This is a genomic window from Rhizobium sp. TAL182 (genome assembly GCF_002117725.1).
Classification (GTDB): Bacteria; Pseudomonadota; Alphaproteobacteria; order Rhizobiales; family Rhizobiaceae; genus Rhizobium; species Rhizobium esperanzae.
The window spans coordinates 2,129,847-2,149,424 of sequence record NZ_CP021024.1; the positions used below are offsets into that span (position 1 = coordinate 2,129,847).

Genomic DNA, 19,578 nt, shown 5'->3' on the forward strand with positions numbered 1-19,578 from the left:
TGACAGCGGCTCGCGGGGGTTTAACGGTATGGGCGCAAACCGGCAGCGAGGATGACACGATGGACCAGAGAGCAGAGCTGCCGCCGCGTCAGCAGATCGCGGACCTCACGCAGGCGGCGGAGCATATTCGAAGAGCCCGACGCATCCTTGTCGTGGGCTGCTCGGGCGGCGGCAAGTCCGCTCTTTCTCTAAAAATTGCCAGGCGCTTCGGGCTTCCTTACATCTCGCTTGACCGCGACGTCTATTGGCTTCCCGGCTGGGTGGCGCGCGACAGGGCGGAGCAGCGACGTATCATCGCCGGCCGGATCCTCGAAGAACGCTGGATCATGGACGGCACCAACCCCTCCTCGCTGGACATCAGGCTACCGCGGACCGATTTCGTCATCTGGGTTCGCATGCCGCGACTTCTCTGCATCTGGGGTGCGGTCAGCAGATGGGCGAAATGGATTGGCCGCACCCGCCCGGAAATGGCACCGGGTTGCATCGAGAAGGTCGATTTGGAATTCCTGCGCTTCATCTGGACCTTCGAGGCGAAATTTGCGCCGCGCGTTGCCGCCGGGATCGCCGAACATGGTCCCGATGTGCCGGTGCTTCAACTAAAATCCCGCCGCCGGATGCGCGAACTCCTTGATCTTCTGGATCGGCCCGCTTAAGTGCCGCCTATGCCTCAATTCGAAACGCACCGTTCCGTCCCGCACACGCCCGACCAGATGTTCGATCTCGTTGCCGATGTCGAGCGTTATCCCGAATTCCTGCCGCTCTGCGAAGCGCTTTCGGTCAGGAGCCGCAAGGAGCGCGAGGGCAAGATCCTGCTCCTTGCCGATATGACGGTCGGTTATAAGGCGATCCGCGAGACCTTCACGACCCAGGTGCTGTTGAACCGGGCCGAGCGTGTCATTGAAGTCAAATATATCGACGGCCCGTTCAAATATCTCGAAAACCGGTGGCATTTTGCCGAAACGCCGGCCGGCGGCTGCACCATCAATTTTTTCATCGATTATGAGTTCAAGAGCCGCATTCTGGGCGCGCTGATGGGCTCGATGTTTGATCGCGCTTTCCGCATGTTCACCGAAGCCTTCGAGACAAGGGCGAACAGGATCTACGCCTCGGTGTGATAGACGATCGCAACCGGCGTCAGGCGGGCAGCAGAGAATGCACCAATTCCAGCGCCGTCCGCACCGTTGCCAGTCTGACCGCGCTGCGGCCGATATCGCCGTATAGCATCTTTCGGTGGATGAATGCGCCGGTCCGCGATCCGGCCGCAAGATGCACGAGCCCGACTGGTTTCTCCGCTGACCCGCCGCCGGGACCGGCAATGCCGGTGACGGCGACGGCAATCGCGGCCCGCGAGCGGAAGAGGGCGCCATGCGCCATTTGCCGGGCCGTCTCTTCGGAAACCGCCCCGAAGCCGAGCAGCGTTTGCTCCTGCACCCCGAGCAGCTCCATCTTCGCCGTGTTCGTATAGGTGACGAAGCCGCGGTCGACGACGGCCGACGAACCCGATATTTCGGTCAGCGCTCCGGCGATCAGTCCGCCGGTGCAGGATTCGGCCGTCGAGATCATCAGCCTGGCAGCCGTGAAGTCGCGGATAATCGCTTCTGCCGCCGAATGAATATCCGCAGGAAAAAGGCTCATCGCTTCATTCCCCGATAGACGACTGTCGCCGTGGCGATCGCCGCGATGCCTTCGCGCCGCCCGACGAAGCCGATCTTCTCATTGGTCGTCGCCTTGACAGAGCAGCGTTCGATGTCGATGCCGAGATATTCGGACAGTTTTGCCCGCATGGCCTCGCGATGCGGACCGACCTTCGGCGCCTCGGCGATCAGCGATACGTCGGCATTCATGATCGTGCCGCCGCGTTCACGCACGATCCGAGCGGCATGCTCGATGAATATCTTCGAAGCCGCTCCCTTCCATTGCGGATCGGACGGCGGGAAATGATCGCCGATATCGCCGGCGCCGCAGGTGGCAAGCAGCGCGTCTGTCAGCGCATGCAGCGCCACGTCGGCATCGGAATGGCCCTTGAGCTTCTGATCGTGCGGAATGAACACGCCGCAGAGTGTCACGCCGTCGCCCGGCTCGAGCTGGTGCACGTCATAGCCGTTGCCGGTGCGCACGTCGGGCAGCAGCGAAGCCGAGAGTTTGTCGTCGGCCATGGCGATATCGCGCTTGACCGTCAGCTTGACGTTATCGGGCGTGCCCTCAACGATCGTCACCGGAATGCCCGACCACTCGGCGATCGAGGCGTCGTCAGTAAAATCGCTTCGCCCGCTCGCCGCCGCCTTCTCATGCGCGTCAAGGATTGTTGCGAAAGCGAAGGATTGCGGCGTCTGCGCCGCGTAGAGGTGCTCGCGCGAGACCGTTGTCAGCACGGTGCCGGCGCTGTCGGCGCGTTTCAGCGTATCCGTGACCGGCATCGCCGGCAGCACCGCCGGCGCGCCGTCGCCAAGGCGCTCGGCAATGCGGTCGAGAAGAACATGGTCGAAGAACGGCCGCACTGCGTCGTGGATCAGCACATGGCTGACATGCTTGTCCTTGAGGTGTCTCAGGCCGGCAAGCACGGACTCCTGCCTTGTCGCACCGCCATGTACCGTTTCGATCGGCGTTGCCGAAACGATATGGCGAAACGCTCTCGCAAACAGCGCCTCGTCGTCGGGATGAATGACGACCACGATCTGTTTGGCGGCTTCCCATGTCATCAAGTTTTCAAGCGTATGAACGATAACCGGCTTGCCGCCGATCATGCGATATTGCTTGGGGCCTTCTGCGGAGGATCCGGCGCGCTCGCCGCGGCCGGCGGCAACGATGACAATTCCAGCCGATATCGGTTGCTTGGACGGCATTTGCAGCATAAATCCCCTAAATTATGCGGAATTGACCGGAGTGCTCTAACCTCTTGCTTTGGCCTTTTCCAGCGTTTGCCCCGAAAAATATCGATTCCGATCCGAGCCCCCTTGGCAAAGGCATGGATCTGTGGCTAAAAATAATGCAGTTCTATGGTGTGCCTGAAAGATAATCATTTGATTTGCAAGAATCTCGCAGCGTCTTTCCGAATCGGACCCGTGTCCGTGCGGAACCGCGTTGTGCTGGCGCCGATGTCCGGCGTCACGGACATGCCCTTCCGTGAGCTTGCCTGGCGCTTCGGCGCCGGCCTGGTCGTCACCGAGATGGTGGCGAGCCGCGAGCTGGTCAACGACACCGCCGAATCCTGGTCGCGGCTGAAGGCTGCCGGCTTTCGGCCGCATATGGTGCAGCTCGCCGGGCGCGAGGCGCATTGGATGGCGGAAGCGGCGAAGATCGCGGCCGATCATGGCGCCGATATCATCGACATCAACATGGGCTGTCCGGCAAAGAAGGTGATCGGCGGTTATTCCGGCTCGGCGCTGATGCGCGATCCCGATCATGCGCTCGGTCTGATTGAGGCAACGGTCAAGGCCGTCGACATTCCGGTGACGCTGAAGATGCGCCTCGGCTGGGATGAGAATTCCATCAACGCGCCCGACATTGCGCGCCGCGCCGAGGCGGCCGGCATCCAGCTCGTGACCATTCATGGCCGCACCCGCATGCAATTTTATGAAGGCCGCGCCGATTGGGACGCGATCCGTGCGGTCCGCGAGGTGATCTCCGTTCCGCTGATCGCCAATGGCGATGTCGAGAGCGCGCACGACGCGCAGGAAATCCTGCGCCGCTCCGGCGCCGATGCCGTCATGATCGGCCGAGGCTGCCAGGGCAGGCCGTGGCATGCCGGCGTGCTCGCCGGAGCAGCGGAACCGCGACGCGAAGATATTGCCGATATCGCCGTCGAACATTATCGGATGATGCTCGATTTTTACGGCGAGGCGGTGGCGATCCGCCATGCCCGCAAGCATCTCGGCTGGTATCTCGAGCGTTTCGCCCCCGCGCTTGCCGGCACCGAGAAGGCTGGGATCATGACCTCGCGTGACCCGCGCGAGGTGGCCGCGCGCCTTTATCACGCGCTTGATGCAGGTGCGCTCGACGGCCGGGAGGCGGCATGACGAAGGATACGACATCTCCGCCCGATCAGGCTGGCGGAACCGTTGCCATGGCCGTGCTGAACGCCATCCAGAATCCGGTCGTCATGGTCGACGAATCCGGTTTCATCGCCTTCGCCAATTGGGAGGCGGAGGCCTTTTTCGGCGCCAGCGCTTCGCATCTGGCGCGTTACCGGATCTCGACATTCATTCCCTTCGGCAGTCCGCTGCTCGCCCTGGTCGATCAGGTGCGCGAGCGCAAGGCGCCGGTCAACGAATATCGCGTCGATCTGAGTTCGCCACGCCTCGGTCAGGACAAGCTCGTCGATCTCTATGTCGCTCCGGTGCTGAGCGAACCAGGCGCCGTCGTCATCGTCTTTCAGGAACGCTCGATGGCCGACAAGATCGACCGGCAGTTGACGCACCGCGCCGCCGCCCGCTCGGTCACCGGTCTCGCCTCTATGCTGGCGCACGAGATCAAGAACCCGCTTTCCGGTATCCGCGGTGCCGCCCAGCTGCTCGAACAATCCGTCATCGACGACGATCGGGCGCTCACCCGCCTGATCTGCGACGAGACCGACCGCATCGTCTCGCTGGTCGACCGAATGGAGGTCTTTTCCGACGAACGCCCGGTCGACCGCATGCCGGTCAACATCCATTCCGTGCTCGACCACGTGAAGGCGGTCGCCAAGGCGGGGTTTGCCCGCAATATCCGCATCACCGAAAGTTACGACCCATCGCTGCCGGCGGTCTATGCCAATCGCGACCAGCTTGTTCAGGTCTTCCTCAATTTGGTGAAGAACGCCGCCGAAGCAGTCGGCGACCGGCCGGACGGCGAGATCATGCTGACGACTGCCTATCGCCCCGGCATCCGTCTCTCGGTCGCCGGCACGCGCGAAAAAATCTCGCTGCCGTTGGAATTCTGCGTCCACGACAATGGCCCAGGTGTGCCCGCCGATCTGTTGCCGCATCTCTTCGATCCCTTCATCACCACCAAGACGAATGGCAGCGGCCTCGGCTTGGCGTTGGTCGCCAAGATCATCGGCGATCACGGCGGCATCATTGAATGCGACAGCCAGAACAGCCGCACGACTTTCCGCGTTCTCATGCCGGCGTCGAAGGATGCCTCGCTCGAGGATGCCTCTTCCGTAAGCTCGACAGGACCTTCTCGATGACAGCCACGATCCTCGTTGCAGATGATGATGCGGCCATCCGGACCGTGCTCAACCAGGCCTTGAGCCGCGCCGGCTATGACGTTCGCATCACCTCCAACGCCGCAACCCTCTGGCGCTGGATTTCGGCGGGCGAGGGCGATCTTGTCGTCACCGACGTGGTGATGCCCGACGAGAACGCCTTCGACCTCCTGCCGCGCATCAAGAAGGCCCGTCCCGATCTCCCGGTCCTGGTCATGAGCGCGCAGAACACCTTCATGACCGCCATCAAGGCGTCCGAGAAGGGCGCCTATGATTATCTGCCGAAACCCTTCGACCTGACCGAACTGATCGGCATCATCGGCCGGGCGCTCGCCGAGCCGAAGCGCAAGCCCGCCAAACTCGAAGAGGACATGCAGGACGGCATGCCGCTGGTCGGCCGCTCGGCGGCGATGCAGGAAATCTATCGCGTGCTCGCCCGCCTGATGCAGACCGATCTGACGCTGATGATCACCGGCGAGTCCGGCACCGGTAAGGAGCTCGTCGCCCGCGCCCTGCATGATTACGGCAAGCGCCGCAACGGCCCGTTCGTCGCAATCAACATGGCGGCGATCCCGCGCGATCTGATCGAATCCGAACTCTTCGGCCATGAGAAGGGCGCCTTCACCGGCGCGCAGACCCGCTCGACCGGTCGCTTCGAGCAGGCCGAAGGCGGCACGCTCTTCCTCGACGAAATCGGTGACATGCCGATGGACGCCCAGACGCGGCTTCTGCGCGTGCTGCAGCAGGGCGAATACACCACCGTCGGCGGCCGCACGCCGATCCGTACCGACGTGCGCATCGTTGCCGCCACCAACAAGGATCTGAAGCAGGCGATCAATCAAGGCCTGTTCCGCGAGGATCTCTATTATCGGCTCAACGTGGTGCCGCTGCGCCTGCCGCCGCTGCGCGACCGTGCCGAGGACATTCCAGATCTCGTGCGCCATTTCATCCAGCAGGCCGAAAAGGAGGGGCTCGGCTCCAAACGCTTCGATCAGGAAGCGCTGGAGCTGATGAAGGCCTATGCCTGGCCGGGCAATGTCCGCGAGCTGGAAAATCTCATCCGCCGCCTGATGGCGCTCTATCCGCAGGATGTCATCACCCGCGAGATCATTGATGCAGAGCTGCGTTCCGACGTGCCCGACAGCCCGATCGACAAGGGGCCGATCCGCAACGGCTCGATGACGATCGCGCAAGCCGTCGAGGAGAACATGCGCACCTACTTCGCCAGCTTCGGCGAAAACCTGCCGCCGCCGGGCCTCTATGACCGGGTTCTGACCGAAATGGAATATCCGCTGATCCTCGCGGCGCTCACGGCAACGCGCGGCAACCAGATCAAGGCGGCCGATCTTCTCGGCCTCAACCGCAACACCTTGCGCAAGAAGATCAGGGAACTCGGCGTCTCTGTTTACAGAAGCTCCCGCACCGCCTGAAAAAAGGCGGTGAGCCCCTCGTTGGCCCACCGCCTCCTCCTCCCAGTATCCGCCGCCACGGTCGGGAACAGAGTAAATCTATCCGAGCCCGATCGCGGTTTGTATCTGCGCCCGCAAACAAAAGCGCAGTGTCATTTGATAGTCACATAGTATTTGCGAGCTATTGTTTGCCGCCGGGCAATGTCATTGAAGTTGCTGCGGTCGCCGCCACCACGCCTGTGGATAAGCTGTGGATAACAGGTGGATGGCATGGCTGGTCAGTGGACGTTAAGGTTTTCGATTTCGCCCGAATGTTGCTCATCCGTTCCGCGTGTCGCCATCGCCGTTGCGCCCCGAATGAGGTTCGGGGCAGTGAGGGCAGTTCCATCAGATCAGCGTGTGAACGACTGCTGACACCACCCATGTGGCAGCGGCATGGCGCCGACAAGGAAAGCAGATTCAGTCGCGCTCGTCTCGCTGCCCGCCATAACAGTCAGTCAAAGACGCCGAGCACTAGGTGACCGGCTACGATGGCAGTTTCAGAACATCGGCATGCTGCAACGGTGCGTCTTTGATCCAGGCATAGGCACCCTGTGGTCCGGCGCTTGCCATCAGATTTTCGCCTTCGGGCAATCGCATCCAGCTCTGGGATCGAAGTCGCTCCGTTCCAACGGACAACTCGCCTTCGAGAACCAGCAGCTCCAATCCACGATGATTCGAAAGTTTGGTCGAGGCGCTGCGACCCCACCTTTGAAGATAGACCTGCTCGTGACCGTCATCGAACAGGATCGTCGCGCTGACGGCATCGTTTTGAAGTCCAGGCTCTCCTTCACCCGGTCTGCGCACGATTTGCGCCTCGTCACCGTCGCGAAACTGCCAGAGCTTGACGAAGATGGTGCAGCCGTCAGCGGATGCGGGCGCATGCGACGTACCCGGCGGATTGCGGAAGTATGATCCGGCCGGGAAACGACCATGTTCGTCCTCGAATATCCCATCGAGCACCAATATTTCCTCACCGCCTGTGTGGGTATGAGAAGGAAATACGCTGCCTGCGGCATAGCGGACAATCGATGTCGCCCGGGCCACTTCCTCGCCGACGCGATAAAGCATCCGCCGATCGACCCCGCGAGCCGGACTGGCAACCCAATCCAGTTTCGCGGCATGCACGACTGTCGGCTTGGTGAAATCATCATTCAGACGCATCGTTCTTCTCCATCGTCAGCACCACCCGAAACCTGACGCGGCCGGACTTCTTCTATTCGAAAGGACGACAAGCCGGCCTTGAGCCGCGGTACCCGGCGTGAGTGCCGAAACCACCTGGAGGTCTCCGATCAACGGCCTTCGCGCTACCAAGGCGCTGCGGACATTCTACCGCGTTTTCCCTGGCCGTATCGATATAATCATGGGCCGCGAATGAATCTGGCGTCGTCAGCAATGTCGTCGCCACAATGTCAATCACCTTGAAACCAATTGGGACCGAGACCGCCTATGCCGACAGTGACCACGACGTCGCCGGCGTCCGCGCCGCACTTCTTCAGCGCGTTGAAGGTCGCCAGACCCGCACACAAGATCGGCGGGGCTTCCCCTTTCGTGAGTTCGTCGGGGATCGCGACAAGCCCGGTATTGCGGGCCATCATCATCTCGGCATAGCCGCAGTCACCGGAGAAGTAGATCCACGGTATTGCCGCGTCGGATGGCATTCATCGGCCTGCTTTCGACCCGCTAGGTTCTGAGCAGTCAATCCTTGACGGCTTGAATAAACTCACAGCTCAGGCGCGGGAAGACTTCAAGGTCGAGGGTACACCGACGTTCTTCGGCAACGGCAAGAAATTCACCGGCGTACAATCGGTCGAGGAAATGAGGAGGCATCAAAACCACATTGAGCCTCTTTCTCGGGGCTGGTTTAAGCGGCTTGTTGCGCCGAGGCTCGCATATTGTTGTTAACGCCATAGATTAAGCCGATCGGTCGTTGACCGATCGTGTGATGTCGAGGCCGGTTACCGGGCCGGCACTTATTCATAAATTACGGGAGCTGCATGATGGAATTTCGTCGTTTGGGAAAGTCGGGCCTGCAGGTGAGCGAGTTCTCGTTCGGCTCATGGGTCACTTTCGGCAAGCAGGTGAACGGCGGCGACGCCGTTGACCTCATGCGGCTTGCCTACGATAACGGGGTGAACTTCTTCGACAATGCCGAAGGCTATGAAAGCGGCAAGTCCGAGATCGTCATGGGCGAGGCGCTCAGGTCGCTCGGTTGGAGCCGCGACAGCTTCGTCGTCTCCAGCAAGGTCTTCTGGGGAGGCCAGAAGCCGACGCAGCGCGGCCTGTCGCGCAAGCATGTGACCGACGCCTGCCATGCCGCGCTGAAGCGGCTCCAAGTCGACTATCTCGACCTCTATTTCTGCCATCGCCCTGACATCGACACACCGATCGAGGAAACGGTCCGGGCGATGCACGATCTCGTCGCCCAGGGCAAGGTGCTCTATTGGGGGACATCGGAATGGTCGGCGCAGCAATTGACGGAAGCCTACGCCGTAGCCCGGGACCTGCGCATCACGCCGCCGACGATGGAGCAGCCGCAGTACAACATCTTCGAGCGCCAGAAGGTCGAATCCGATTATCTCCCGCTTTACGACCTCATCGGCCTCGGCACCACCATTTGGTCGCCGCTCGCCTCGGGTGTTCTGACCGGCAAATACAATAACGGCGTCCCGGCCGACAGCCGCATGAACCTGCCGGGCTACGAATGGCTGAAGGAGAGGTGGTCGAGCGACGCCGGCCGCGCCCAGCTCCAAAAGGTCGGTCAGCTCGCAAAACTCGCCGACGAGATCGGCCTGTCGATCACCCATCTCGCCCTTCTGTGGTGCCTCGCCAATCCCAACGTCTCCACCGTCATTCTCGGCGCCTCACGCGCCAGCCAGCTGCAGGACAACCTTGCGGCCCTTTCGCACCGGCACAAGATGACACCTGAGGTGATGGAGCGGATCGACGTGATTGCCGGAAATAAGCCGGAAGGTCCACGACGTTTCTGACGCATGTAGCGCAAGAGTGTCCGAGGCGGGGCTCTGCCGGAGCTTGACAACGTGACGGCGCGCGTTGCATTTTCGCCACAATGCGTTGCTTAAAGGTCACGCAAGGGTTTTGGACATTTCGCTCCCGATCGAGTCGTTCCGACGCTGGCTCTCCTGAGCCGGCGTTCTTTGGTTTCGGTCGGATGGCGGGACGGCGGGGTGCCGTCTGGAGAGAGGCCGAATGACGCAGGATGGGGTAGCGCCGGCGGCGGCGGGCGAGACGGTGACGACGGTGACCGATCGCCGCGCCCTTTTCGCCGTGCCCGGCCTGGTGCTCGCCGGCGGCGCGCTTCTCTGCGCCACGATCACACTCTTCATCCTGCTTGGCCTGACGCCGATCGCGCCGACCTCGCATGTCGTCATCACCTCGGTGATCGTCAATTCCTTCTTCGTCCTGACATTGCTGGCGTTGATCGCCCGCGAGGTGTCAAGGCTGCTCAAGGCGCGCACACGGGGCAGGGCGGCCGCGCGCCTGCACATTCGTATCGTCGTGCTCTTCTCGATCGTCGCGATCACGCCGGCGATCCTCGTTGCCATCTTCGCTAGCATCACGCTGAATGCCGGCCTCGATCGCTGGTTTGCGCTGCGCACCCAGTCGATCGTCAGCTCGTCGCGCAATATCGGCCAGGCCTACATGATGGAGAACGCCAGCTACCTGCAGGGGCAGACGGTCTCCATGGCCAACGACCTGGAGCGCAACCGCGCCCTCTACAGCCTTGACAGGACGGGCTTTGCCGAACTGATGACGCGCCAGGCAAGGGGCCGCGGCCTGCTCGGCGCCTTCCTTGTCGAAAGCGACGGTTCGGTGGTCGTCCAGGCCGATATCACCACGGAAAAACCGTTGCCGGCCATTCCGCAGGATGCGCTGGAGAAGGCGGCGGCCGGCCAGCCGACGCTCATTCCGCCCGGCGTCACCAACCTCGTCGGCGCCATCATCAAGCTCGATGCCATTCAGGGCACGTTTCTCTATACGGTGCGGGCCGTCGATCCCAAGGTCATGGGCGCCATGCGCATGATGGAGGAAAACGCCACCGAATACCGCTCGATGGAGGCCAACCGCTTCTCGCTGCAGATCGCCTTCGCCGTGCTCTACATCGGCTTCGCGCTGATCGTGCTGCTTGCGGCGATCTGGACGGCGATTGCCGTCGCCGACCGCATCGTGCGGCCGATCCGGCTGCTGATCACGGCGGCCGACAGCGTTGCATCGGGCAATATGGATATCGTCGTGCCGGTGCATGCCGTCGATGGCGACGTCGCCAACCTGTCGCGCACCTTCAACAAGATGATCTCGGAAATCCGCACCCAGCGCGACGAGATCCTCGAGGCCAAGGACGAGGTCGACGACCGCCGGCGCTTCATCGAAGCGGTTTTGTCTGGCGTGACCGCCGCCGTTATCGGCGTCGAACAGGATCGCCGCATCGCCATCGTCAACAGTTCTGCCGAGACGCTGATGTCGCTGTCGGCCGACGAGATGCTCGGCAAGCAGCTGGCCGACATCGCGCCCGAGGTCGATCAGGTGCTGACCGAGGCGGCGGTGCGTCATCGCGGCGATTTCCGCAAGCAGATCGCGCTGGTGCGCGGCGGTACGGTGAGGACGCTGAGCGTGCAGGTCACCCGCGAGGAAGTGCGCGACATGAGTGAATCCTACGTCATCACGCTCGACGATATCACCGATCTCGTCATCGCCCAGCGTTCGACCGCATGGGGCGACGTGGCAAGGCGCATAGCCCACGAGATCAAGAATCCGCTGACGCCGATCCAGCTGTCCGCCGAGCGCATCCAGCGCCGCTACGGCAAGCAGATCAACCAGGACGACCGCACCGTCTTCGACCAATGTACCGATACGATCATCCGCCAGGTCGGCGATATCGGCCGCATGGTCGACGAATTCTCCGCTTTCGCCCGCATGCCGAAGCCGACCAAGGAGCCGAGCGACCTGCGCGACATCCTGCGCGACGCGATCTTCTTGCGCGAGATGGGCAATCATCACGTCACCTTCCTCTCGGAGTTTGGCGATAAGCCGCTGGAGGGCCTGTTCGACAGTCGCATGCTTGGCCAGGCGTTCGGCAATCTGATCAAGAATGCCGTGGAATCGCTGGAAGCCGTTCCGAGTGATGAGCGCGACGAGCGCAAGGTTCTCGTGCGCGCCGCGCTCGATGTGGCCCGCGACCGTTTCACCGTCGACGTGATCGACAATGGTCGCGGCCTGCCCGTGGAAAACCGCCACAGCATTCTGGAACCCTATATGACGATGCGCGAGAAGGGCACCGGCCTCGGCCTCGCCATCGTCAAGAAGATCATCGAGGAACATGGCGGGCAGCTCGAGCTGCACGATGCGCCCGCCGATTTTGACCGGGGAAGAGGGGCCATGATCCGCGTGCATCTGCCACGCCTGGAGCCAGCGCCCGCCGCTCCCGCAGCCAATGACAAGGAAAGCGCTTATGGCCTCTGATATTCTCGTCGTCGATGACGAGCACGATATTCGCGAGATCGTTTCCGGCATTCTCTCCGACGAAGGCCATGAGACACGCACGGCCCATGACAGCGACAGCGCACTGGCCGCGATATCAGATCGCGTGCCGCGGCTGATCTTCCTCGATATCTGGATGCAGGGCAGCAAGCTCGACGGACTGTCGCTGCTCGACGAGATCAAGACTCGTCATCCCGATCTCCCGGTCGTGATGATATCAGGCCACGGCAACATCGAAACCGCGGTCTCGGCGATCAAGCGCGGCGCTTTCGATTTCATCGAAAAGCCTTTCAAGGCCGACCGGCTGATCCTGATCGCCGAACGCGCTCTGGAAAACTCCAAGCTCAAGCGCGAGGTTTCCGAGCTGAAGCGGCGCACGGGCGACGCCTTGGAACTGATCGGCACTTCGGTTGCCGTCTCGCAACTGCGCCAGACGATCGAGAAGGTGTCGCCGACCAACAGCCGCATCATGATTCTTGGCGCGTCCGGTTCCGGCAAGGAGCTGGTAGCGCGGATGATCCACAAGAAGTCGGCCCGCGCCAACGGCCCGTTTGTCGCGCTCAACGCTGCCAACATCACGCCCGATCGCATGGAAGTGGCGCTCTTCGGCACCGAAGGCACGCCCGGCCAGGCGCGCAAGATCGGCGCACTCGAGGAAGCCCATCGCGGCATTCTTTATCTCGACGAGGTCGGCGAGATGCCGCGCGAGACGCAGAACAAGATCCTGCGTGTGCTTGTCGATCAGCAGTTCGAGCGTGTCGGCGGTTCGAAGCGCGTCAAGGTCGACGTCCGTATCATTTCCTCGACCGCCTATAATCTCGAAAGCCGCATCGCCGAAGGCTGGTTCCGCGAGGATCTCTATCATCGCCTGGCCGTCGTGCCGGTGCGCGTGCCGCAGCTTGCCGAGCGCCGCGAGGATATTCCCTTCCTCGTCGACCAGCTGATGCGCCAGATATCAGAACAGGCCGGCATTCGTCCGCGCCGCATCGGCGACGACGCCATGGCGGTGCTGCAGGCGCATGACTGGCCGGGCAATATCCGCCAGCTGCGCAACAACATCGAGCGGCTGATGATCCTTGCCCGCACCGACGGCCCGGATACGCCGATCACCGCCGACATGCTGCCGACCGACCTCGGAGACATGCTGCCCAAGGTTTCGGCCAAGAACGATTATCACATCATGACGCTGCCGCTGCGCGAAGCCCGCGAGATGTTCGAAAAGGATTATCTGATTGCCCAGATCAATCGCTTCGGCGGCAATATATCGCGCACCGCCGAATTCGTCGGCATGGAGCGCTCGGCGCTGCACCGCAAGCTGAAGTCGCTCGGCGTCTGATCCTGTCGGCGCGGCCCGCCGCCGCGCTGCGTCCCTCCCACATCCCGAAGATCAAGTTTCCCATGCCGAGAATTGCCTATGTCAATGGCCGCTACGTCAAGCATTCCGATGCCAGCGTGCATATCGAGGACCGCGGCTACCAGTTCGCCGACGGGGTCTACGAGGTCTGCGAGATCCGCCACGGCTATATCGTCGATCTCACCCGCCATCTGAACCGGCTCGGCCGTTCACTCGGGGAACTCAGCATCGCCTGGCCGATGAGCCGGGCCGCACTGACGCAAGTCATTCGCGAGACGCTGCGCCGCAATCATGTGCGCAACGGGCTTTTCTACCTGCAGGTGACGCGCGGCGTCGCCCGCCGCGACCATGTCTTCCCGGCTGAGGGCACACCGCCCTCGCTCGTCATCACCGCAAAGAGCACCGATCCGAAGATCATCGCCGCCAAGAATGCCAACGGTATCAAGGCGATCACCGTCACCGACAACCGCTGGGACCGCGTCGACATCAAATCCGTCGGCCTGCTGCCGAATGCCATGGCCCGCCAGCAGGCTAAGGAAGCCGGTGCCCAGGAGGCGATCTATGTCGATGGCGACGGCATGGTGAAGGAAGGGGCGGCGACCAATGTCTGGATGGTCGATTCGGATGGAACGCTGGTGACCCGTCCGGCCGAACACGGCATCCTGCGCGGCATTACCCGCACCACATTGATGGATGTGGCAGCCAAGCTGGGCTTGAAGATCGCCGAGCGGAATTTCTCTGTTTCCGAAATGCTCGCGGGCCGCGAGGTCTTCCTGACGGCAGCCACAAGTATCTGTTTTCCGGTCGTTTCCGTCGATGGTCTGCCGATCGCCAACGGCCATCCCGGCAGCGTCTCGCAGAAAATCCGCGAAGCCTTTTTCGACGTTGCGGAAAAGATTGCGATTTGATACCAAGATTTGCTGGACCGGTGGAATGAGGGTGCTGCCGGTCTCGCTTGGAGAGGTTGATTGATATTCTACCGGCCAACACGGGTCGGCAATAAAGAAAGAAGCGGCGCGATGGCGGAACGTTCTCAGAATTTGCAGGACTTATTTCTCAATACTGTTCGCAAACAAAAGATTTCCCTGACAATCTTTTTGATCAACGGCGTGAAACTCACGGGTGTTGTTACCTCCTTCGACAATTTCTGTGTTCTGCTTCGCCGTGACGGCCACTCGCAGCTCGTGTATAAGCATGCGATCTCGACGATCATGCCGGGTCAGCCCATGCAGATGTTCGAGAGTGAAGAAGCCGCGTCCTAACAGGATCAGCCGTCATTTCGACACGCGATACCAAGAACGATTCGATCATCCCTGAGGCCGCCAAGCACAGGGACGATATGCGCGCGACCGTCGTTGTGCCGGTTCTGAAGTCGCGCAATCGCGGCGGCCAGACCGAATCGGCCTCGACCCGCACCCCGGAAAGCCGGCTTGAAGAGGCGACGGGCCTTGCCCAGGCGATCGATCTCGATGTCGTCAACGGCTCGATCGTGCCGGTCAATGATCCGAGACCGGCGACGCTGCTTGGCACCGGCAAGATCGAGGAGATCAAGGCACTGCTCGATGAGCGCGATTCCGGTCTCGTCATCGTCGATCATCCGCTGACGCCGGTGCAGCAGCGCAATCTCGAAAAGGAATGGAATGCCAAGGTCATCGACCGCACGGGCCTGATCCTCGAAATCTTCGGCCGCCGCGCCTCCACCAAGGAAGGCACGCTGCAGGTTGATCTCGCCCATCTGAATTATCAGAAAGGCCGGCTGGTCCGCAGCTGGACCCACCTCGAACGCCAGCGCGGCGGCGGCGGCTTCATGGGCGGCCCGGGCGAAACCCAGATCGAAGCCGACCGAAGGCTCTTGCAGGACCGCATCATCAAGCTCGAACGCGAACTGGAGCAGGTCGTGCGCACCCGCCAGCTCCACCGCGCCAAGCGCCGCAAGGTGCCGCACCCGATCGTCGCGCTCGTCGGCTACACGAATGCCGGCAAATCGACCCTGTTCAACCGCATTACCGGCGCCGGCGTACTGGCCGAAGACATGCTATTTGCGACGCTCGACCCGACGCTGCGCCGCATGAAACTGCCGCATGGCCGCACCGTCATCCTGTCCGACACGGTCGGTTTCATCTCCGACCTGCCGACCCATCTCGTCGCCGCCTTCCGCGCCACCCTGGAAGAGGTGCTGGAAGCCGATCTCATCCTGCATGTCCGCGACATGTCCGATCCCGACAACCAGGCGCAGAGCTCCGATGTGATGCGCATTCTCGGCGACCTCGGCATCGATGAGGCCGAAGCGGAGAAGCGGCTGATCGAGGTGTGGAACAAGATCGACCGGCTGGAGCCCGAGGTCCACGACACCATGGTGCAGAGGGCGGCGGGCGCCAGCAATGTCGTCGCCGTCTCGGCCGTCAGCGGCGAGGGCGTCGACACGCTGATGGATGAGATCAGCCGCAGGCTTTCCGGCGTGATGACCGAAACGACCATCCGCCTTCCGGTCGACAAGCTGGCGCTACTGCCCTGGCTTTACGACCACGCCATCGTCGACGGCCGCGAGGACAATGAGGACGGCTCGATTACGCTCGACCTGCGCCTCTCCGAAACCGAGGCCGCCGAACTCGAACGCCGCATTGGCAACGGCCCGAAGCCGCCGCGTGAGGATTGGGAGCGGTGAGGCACTCCCTTCTCCCCAGCGGGGGTCCGAAGGACGGGTCGAGACCTGTGGCTCGACCCTGGTCGGTGGCCCGAAGGGTCGGATGAGGGGGCACACGGCACGCCCTTCATGCCCTTCTTCGTTCGCGCTCAGGGTGAGCCATCTCCGGCGACTTTAACCCACCCTCCGACATGCTCGGCCTTGAGCCGAGCATCCACGCCGCATCGCCAGCAGTCGTGGCGTGGGTCCTCGACTCAAGGCCGAGGACGACGGAGAGTGGAGTTGGTTCCTCGCCAAACTCAGCCTGACCTACCCAGCCACGAGCGCTCTTTCGATCGCCTTTGCAGCCTGCCATATCTCTTCCATCCGCTCAAGGCTGGCCGCCTCCAGCGTCTCGCCTTCCGCTTCAAGAACGTTCTCGATGTGCTTGAAGCGACGCCGGAATTTCGTATTCGTGCTACGCAGTGCATCTTCCGGATCAGCTTTCACATGCCGGCCGATGTTGACCACCGCGAAAATCAAATCGCCGAGTTCGTCGCTGACCTTCGCCCGGTCATCTTCCCGAAGCGCCACCCGCAATTCGCCGATCTCCTCCTCGATCTTGTCGAGGATCGGCTCGGGCGCCGACCAGTCGAAGCCGACCTTGGCGGCGCGTTCCTGCAGCTTCAGCGCCTCGGTTAGCGCCGGAAAACTGCGCTGCACCGAGCCTAAGAAGCCGCCCTTGAAATCCTCGGTGATGCCGCGCCTGGCCCGGCGCTCGGCGCGCTCGCGTTTTTCCGCCTGCTTGATTTCGTCCCACTGGATCTTGACTGCATCGGGCGTATCGGCTGCCGAGCGGGCAAAGACATGCGGATGGCGGCGGATCATCTTGGTGGTAATGGCGTTGACCACGTCGCCGAAAGAGAATTCGCCGGCCTCCTCGGCCATGCGGGCGTGAAAGACGACCTGTAGAAGCAGGTCACCGAGTTCATCACAGAGATCGTCCATATCGCCGCGCTCGATCGCGTCGGAGACCTCATAGGCTTCTTCGATCGTGTAGGGCTTGATCGTCTGGAAATTCTGCTCGATATCCCAGGGGCAGCCGGTTTCGGGATGGCGCAGCGCCGCCATGATCTCGATCAGCCGCGAAATGTCTTTGGAAGGTTCCATGGTGCCTCAGTTCAGGGGAATGTCGTTGGCGCTCTTCGACGACTGGTAGGTGGAAGACAGCGCATCGTAGCGCACCTTGATGCGGGCGGTCTGCGCCTTCAGCGCCGTCTTCCGGGAAGCCTCCTCGGTCTCGACCAGATCGGCGATGGCAAAGCTGTTCCAGAAGGCGTTCTGCCTGCGATAGCCGCCGGGTTCAAGCCCGAAGACCTCCTTCAGGATCTTCAGGTCGTGCGGAATGGCGAAGGCATCGCGCGAATCCTCGTGGCTGAAGAAATAGTAGAAATTGTCGAATCCCGCCCAGGTGATCGCCGACATGCACATGGTGCAGGGTTCGTGGGTCGACAGGAAGATCAGCTCCTTGGTCGCCGGCCTGTCGCCGAGCTCGTAGAAGCGCTTCAGCGTATGCACCTCGCCGTGCCAGAGCGGATTGTCGAGCTCGTTATTGGTCTCGGCGACGACGAGCGACAGATCGGATTTGCGCAGGATTGCCGCGCCGAACACCTTGTTGCCCAAGGAGACGCCGCGTTCGGTCAGCGGCAGGATATCCCCTTCGATGACCGAAAGCAGGCGGGCGGCAATGGTCTTGTCGGGCATTGATGATCTCCGGTTTGCCCCAGTCTATCGCCTTGGCGGCACGAGCGAAATGCGGCAAACGCCGGTGGACGTCGTTTGTCACAGGCTTTACACTGCACCGCAACAAAGAGAGTGGGAACAGGTGGTTGTCGTCGGCACGGTTGACTTTTCTCAAATCGCCGGTGAGGCGAGCAAAAGAATACGCGCTTGCCGGGGCTTTCGAATTTCTGTTCCTTCAATCGCTTGTCGATCACAGGCATATTCTGGCAACTTCGAAGTGGATTGGTAATGTCTCCCAAGACTGAGCAGCTTTCGGTATTTCCAGCTTTCTTTCGCGTGGAAGGCCAGAAGACGGCTGTCTTCGGCAATGGCGACGAGGCTTTCGCCAAGGTGCGGCTGCTCTTGAACACAAGGGCACGGATCTTCGCCTATGCCGAGCGGCCGGAAGCCGATTATCATGCCTTCCTGATCGCCAACCGCATCGAGACGGTGCGCACCGGCTTTTCCGCCGGTCAGGTCGAGGGTGCGGCCCTGGTCTTTGCCGCCACCGGTAATGAGGCCGAAGATCGCCGCATCGTCGATGCCGCCCGCGCCGCGAAGATCCCGGCCAATGCCGTCGATCAGCCCGACTACTGCGATTTCTTCACGCCGGCGCTGGTCAATCGGGCCCCGGTCGCCGTTGCGATCGGCACCGAGGGGGCGGGGCCGGTTCTGGCGCAGATGATCCGCGCCCAGATCGACCAGCTTCTTTCCCCTTCGCTCGGGCGCCTGGCCGCGCTGGCGACGAGCTATCGCAAATCCGTCGAGCAGCTGGTTCCCCGCGGCGTTTCACGCCGGGTCTTCTGGCGCCGATTCTTTTCCGGCCCCGTTGCCGATGCGGTCGCCAATGGCAACCTGCCGCAGGCCCGCCACGCTGCCGACCGGCTGCTCTCTTCGATGGACAAGGTCGCCGGCCATGTCTGGCTTGTCGGCGCCGGTCCGGGGGCTGAGGATCTGCTGACGCTGCGCGCCCAGCGCGTGATGATGGAAGCCGATGTCATCGTCTACGATGCGCTCGTGCCGCAGGCGATCGTCGATATGGGCCGCCGCGATGCCGAACGCCTTTCAGTCGGCAAGCGCAAGGGCTGTCATTCCAAGTCGCAGGAAGAGATCAACGAGCTGCTCGTCGATCTCGGCCGCCAGGGCAAACGCGTCGTCCGGCTCAAGTCAGGCGATCCGCTGGTCTATGGCCGGGCAGGGGAAGAGATGGCCGCCTTGCGCGCTGCCGGCGTTACCTTTGAGGTCGTGCCCGGCATCACCTCGGCCTTCGCCGCCGCTGCCGATTTCGAGCTGCCGCTGACGCTGCGAGGCGTCGCCTCCTCGCTCGTCTTCACGACAGGCCATGATCTCACCGGCGACGTGCTGCCCGACTGGGCAAGCCTTGCCGTCTCGGGTGCGACGATCGCCGTTTACATGGGCCGCACCGTTGCCGCGTCGGTCGCCGAGCGGCTGATGCAGGCCGGCATTCCCGCCGAGACCACGGTTGCCGTCATCGAGAATGCCAGCCGCGCCGAGCGGCGGCTGCTGCATGGCACGCTCGCCGATCTGCCCGATCTGCAGCACCGCGACGAGCTGACCGGCCCTGTGATGGTCATTATCGGCGATGCGGTCGCCGGCGCCAATTTCGAACTGTCCGAGCCGCTGATGCGCGAGAACGCCAGGCTCGAGGAATTTGCAAGGAGCTGAA

At 62.2% G+C, this 19,578-nt stretch carries 18 protein-coding genes; 12 read left to right on the plus strand and 6 right to left on the minus strand.

Annotated elements, in window-relative coordinates:
* Window positions 1-59: 59 nt before the first annotated feature.
* Both Tal182_RS10735 and Tal182_RS10740 read left to right on the plus strand, forming a co-directional pair.
* Window positions 60-653 (plus strand): AAA family ATPase, encoded by a 594-nt coding sequence (locus Tal182_RS10735; RefSeq protein WP_085859408.1) that lies wholly within the window; start codon window positions 60-62, stop codon window positions 651-653.
* Window positions 654-662: 9 nt separating this feature from the next.
* Window positions 663-1,115: a type II toxin-antitoxin system RatA family toxin gene (locus tag Tal182_RS10740; RefSeq protein WP_064802328.1), complete on the plus strand. Its 453-nt coding sequence runs from the start codon at window positions 663-665 to the stop codon at window positions 1,113-1,115.
* Between the two features lie 19 nt (window positions 1,116-1,134).
* Here Tal182_RS10740 and Tal182_RS10745 read toward each other — a convergent pair whose 3' ends face one another.
* Together Tal182_RS10745 and Tal182_RS10750 are read right to left on the minus strand one after the other, a co-directional pair.
* Window positions 1,135-1,635: a CinA family protein gene (locus tag Tal182_RS10745; protein WP_085859409.1), complete on the minus strand. Its 501-nt coding sequence runs from the start codon at window positions 1,633-1,635 to the stop codon at window positions 1,135-1,137.
* Entirely contained in the window at window positions 1,632-2,852 is a 1,221-nt protein-coding gene (locus Tal182_RS10750) for a bifunctional 2-C-methyl-D-erythritol 4-phosphate cytidylyltransferase/2-C-methyl-D-erythritol 2,4-cyclodiphosphate synthase (protein ID WP_085859410.1), read from the minus strand. Before Tal182_RS10750 ends, Tal182_RS10745 begins: the two co-directional genes overlap by 4 nt.
* A 144-nt stretch (window positions 2,853-2,996) precedes the next feature.
* On the opposite strand from Tal182_RS10750, the gene dusB reads away from it, so the two are divergent.
* From dusB to ntrC, 3 genes are read left to right on the plus strand one after another with little or no spacing between them, the layout of a single operon-like run.
* Entirely contained in the window at window positions 2,997-4,016 is a 1,020-nt protein-coding gene (gene dusB, locus Tal182_RS10755) for a tRNA dihydrouridine synthase DusB (RefSeq protein WP_085859411.1), read from the plus strand.
* Window positions 4,013-5,167, plus strand: coding sequence for a nitrogen regulation protein NR(II) (locus Tal182_RS10760; protein WP_085859412.1), 1,155 nt, complete (start codon window positions 4,013-4,015; stop codon window positions 5,165-5,167). The genes dusB and Tal182_RS10760 overlap by 4 nt, the downstream gene beginning before the upstream one ends.
* On the plus strand, window positions 5,164-6,615 hold the full coding sequence (ntrC, locus tag Tal182_RS10765; protein ID WP_064802342.1) for a nitrogen regulation protein NR(I): 1,452 nt from the start codon (window positions 5,164-5,166) through the stop codon (window positions 6,613-6,615). The genes Tal182_RS10760 and ntrC overlap by 4 nt, the downstream gene beginning before the upstream one ends.
* Before the next feature lie 504 nt (window positions 6,616-7,119).
* Here the strand turns inward: ntrC and Tal182_RS10770 are convergent.
* Window positions 7,120-7,797, minus strand: coding sequence for a cupin domain-containing protein (locus Tal182_RS10770; RefSeq protein ID WP_085859413.1), 678 nt, complete (start codon window positions 7,795-7,797; stop codon window positions 7,120-7,122).
* Between the two features lie 248 nt (window positions 7,798-8,045).
* Window positions 8,046-8,294 (minus strand): hypothetical protein, encoded by a 249-nt coding sequence (locus tag Tal182_RS10775; RefSeq protein ID WP_085859414.1) that lies wholly within the window; start codon window positions 8,292-8,294, stop codon window positions 8,046-8,048.
* 339 nt (window positions 8,295-8,633) lie between these two features.
* On the opposite strand from Tal182_RS10775, the gene Tal182_RS10780 reads away from it, so the two are divergent.
* From Tal182_RS10780 to hflX, 6 genes are all read left to right on the plus strand, one after another.
* Window positions 8,634-9,623 carry an aldo/keto reductase gene (locus tag Tal182_RS10780; protein ID WP_085859415.1) on the plus strand — a complete coding sequence of 330 codons (990 nt, stop codon included), beginning with the start codon at window positions 8,634-8,636 and terminating at the stop codon, window positions 9,621-9,623.
* Window positions 9,624-9,843: 220 nt separating this feature from the next.
* Window positions 9,844-12,114, plus strand: a complete 2,271-nt coding sequence (locus tag Tal182_RS10785; protein WP_064810275.1) for a PAS domain-containing sensor histidine kinase — start codon at window positions 9,844-9,846, stop codon at window positions 12,112-12,114.
* Window positions 12,104-13,468, plus strand: a complete 1,365-nt coding sequence (locus tag Tal182_RS10790; protein WP_011425228.1) for a sigma-54 dependent transcriptional regulator — start codon at window positions 12,104-12,106, stop codon at window positions 13,466-13,468. Before Tal182_RS10785 ends, Tal182_RS10790 begins: the two co-directional genes overlap by 11 nt.
* 62 nt (window positions 13,469-13,530) lie before the next feature.
* On the plus strand, window positions 13,531-14,394 hold the full coding sequence (locus Tal182_RS10795) for a D-amino-acid transaminase (RefSeq protein WP_085859416.1): 864 nt from the start codon (window positions 13,531-13,533) through the stop codon (window positions 14,392-14,394).
* Between the two features lie 111 nt (window positions 14,395-14,505).
* On the plus strand, window positions 14,506-14,748 hold the full coding sequence (gene hfq / locus Tal182_RS10800) for an RNA chaperone Hfq (RefSeq protein WP_003539403.1): 243 nt from the start codon (window positions 14,506-14,508) through the stop codon (window positions 14,746-14,748).
* Window positions 14,749-14,825: 77 nt separating this feature from the next.
* Window positions 14,826-16,151, plus strand: coding sequence for a GTPase HflX (gene hflX / locus Tal182_RS10805; RefSeq protein ID WP_085859417.1), 1,326 nt, complete (start codon window positions 14,826-14,828; stop codon window positions 16,149-16,151).
* A gap of 288 nt (window positions 16,152-16,439) precedes the next feature.
* On the opposite strand, the gene mazG is transcribed toward hflX, so the two are convergent.
* Both mazG and Tal182_RS10815 read right to left on the minus strand, forming a co-directional pair.
* Window positions 16,440-17,279: a nucleoside triphosphate pyrophosphohydrolase gene (mazG, locus tag Tal182_RS10810; RefSeq protein ID WP_085859418.1), complete on the minus strand. Its 840-nt coding sequence runs from the start codon at window positions 17,277-17,279 to the stop codon at window positions 16,440-16,442.
* Between the two features lie 6 nt (window positions 17,280-17,285).
* Window positions 17,286-17,873 (minus strand): nucleoside deaminase, encoded by a 588-nt coding sequence (locus Tal182_RS10815; RefSeq protein ID WP_085859419.1) that lies wholly within the window; start codon window positions 17,871-17,873, stop codon window positions 17,286-17,288.
* 267 nt (window positions 17,874-18,140) lie between these two features.
* Here Tal182_RS10815 and cysG point away from each other — a divergent pair, with 267 nt between their 5' ends.
* Window positions 18,141-19,577: a siroheme synthase CysG gene (cysG, locus tag Tal182_RS10820; RefSeq protein ID WP_085859420.1), complete on the plus strand. Its 1,437-nt coding sequence runs from the start codon at window positions 18,141-18,143 to the stop codon at window positions 19,575-19,577.
* Window position 19,578 lies beyond the last annotated feature (1 nt).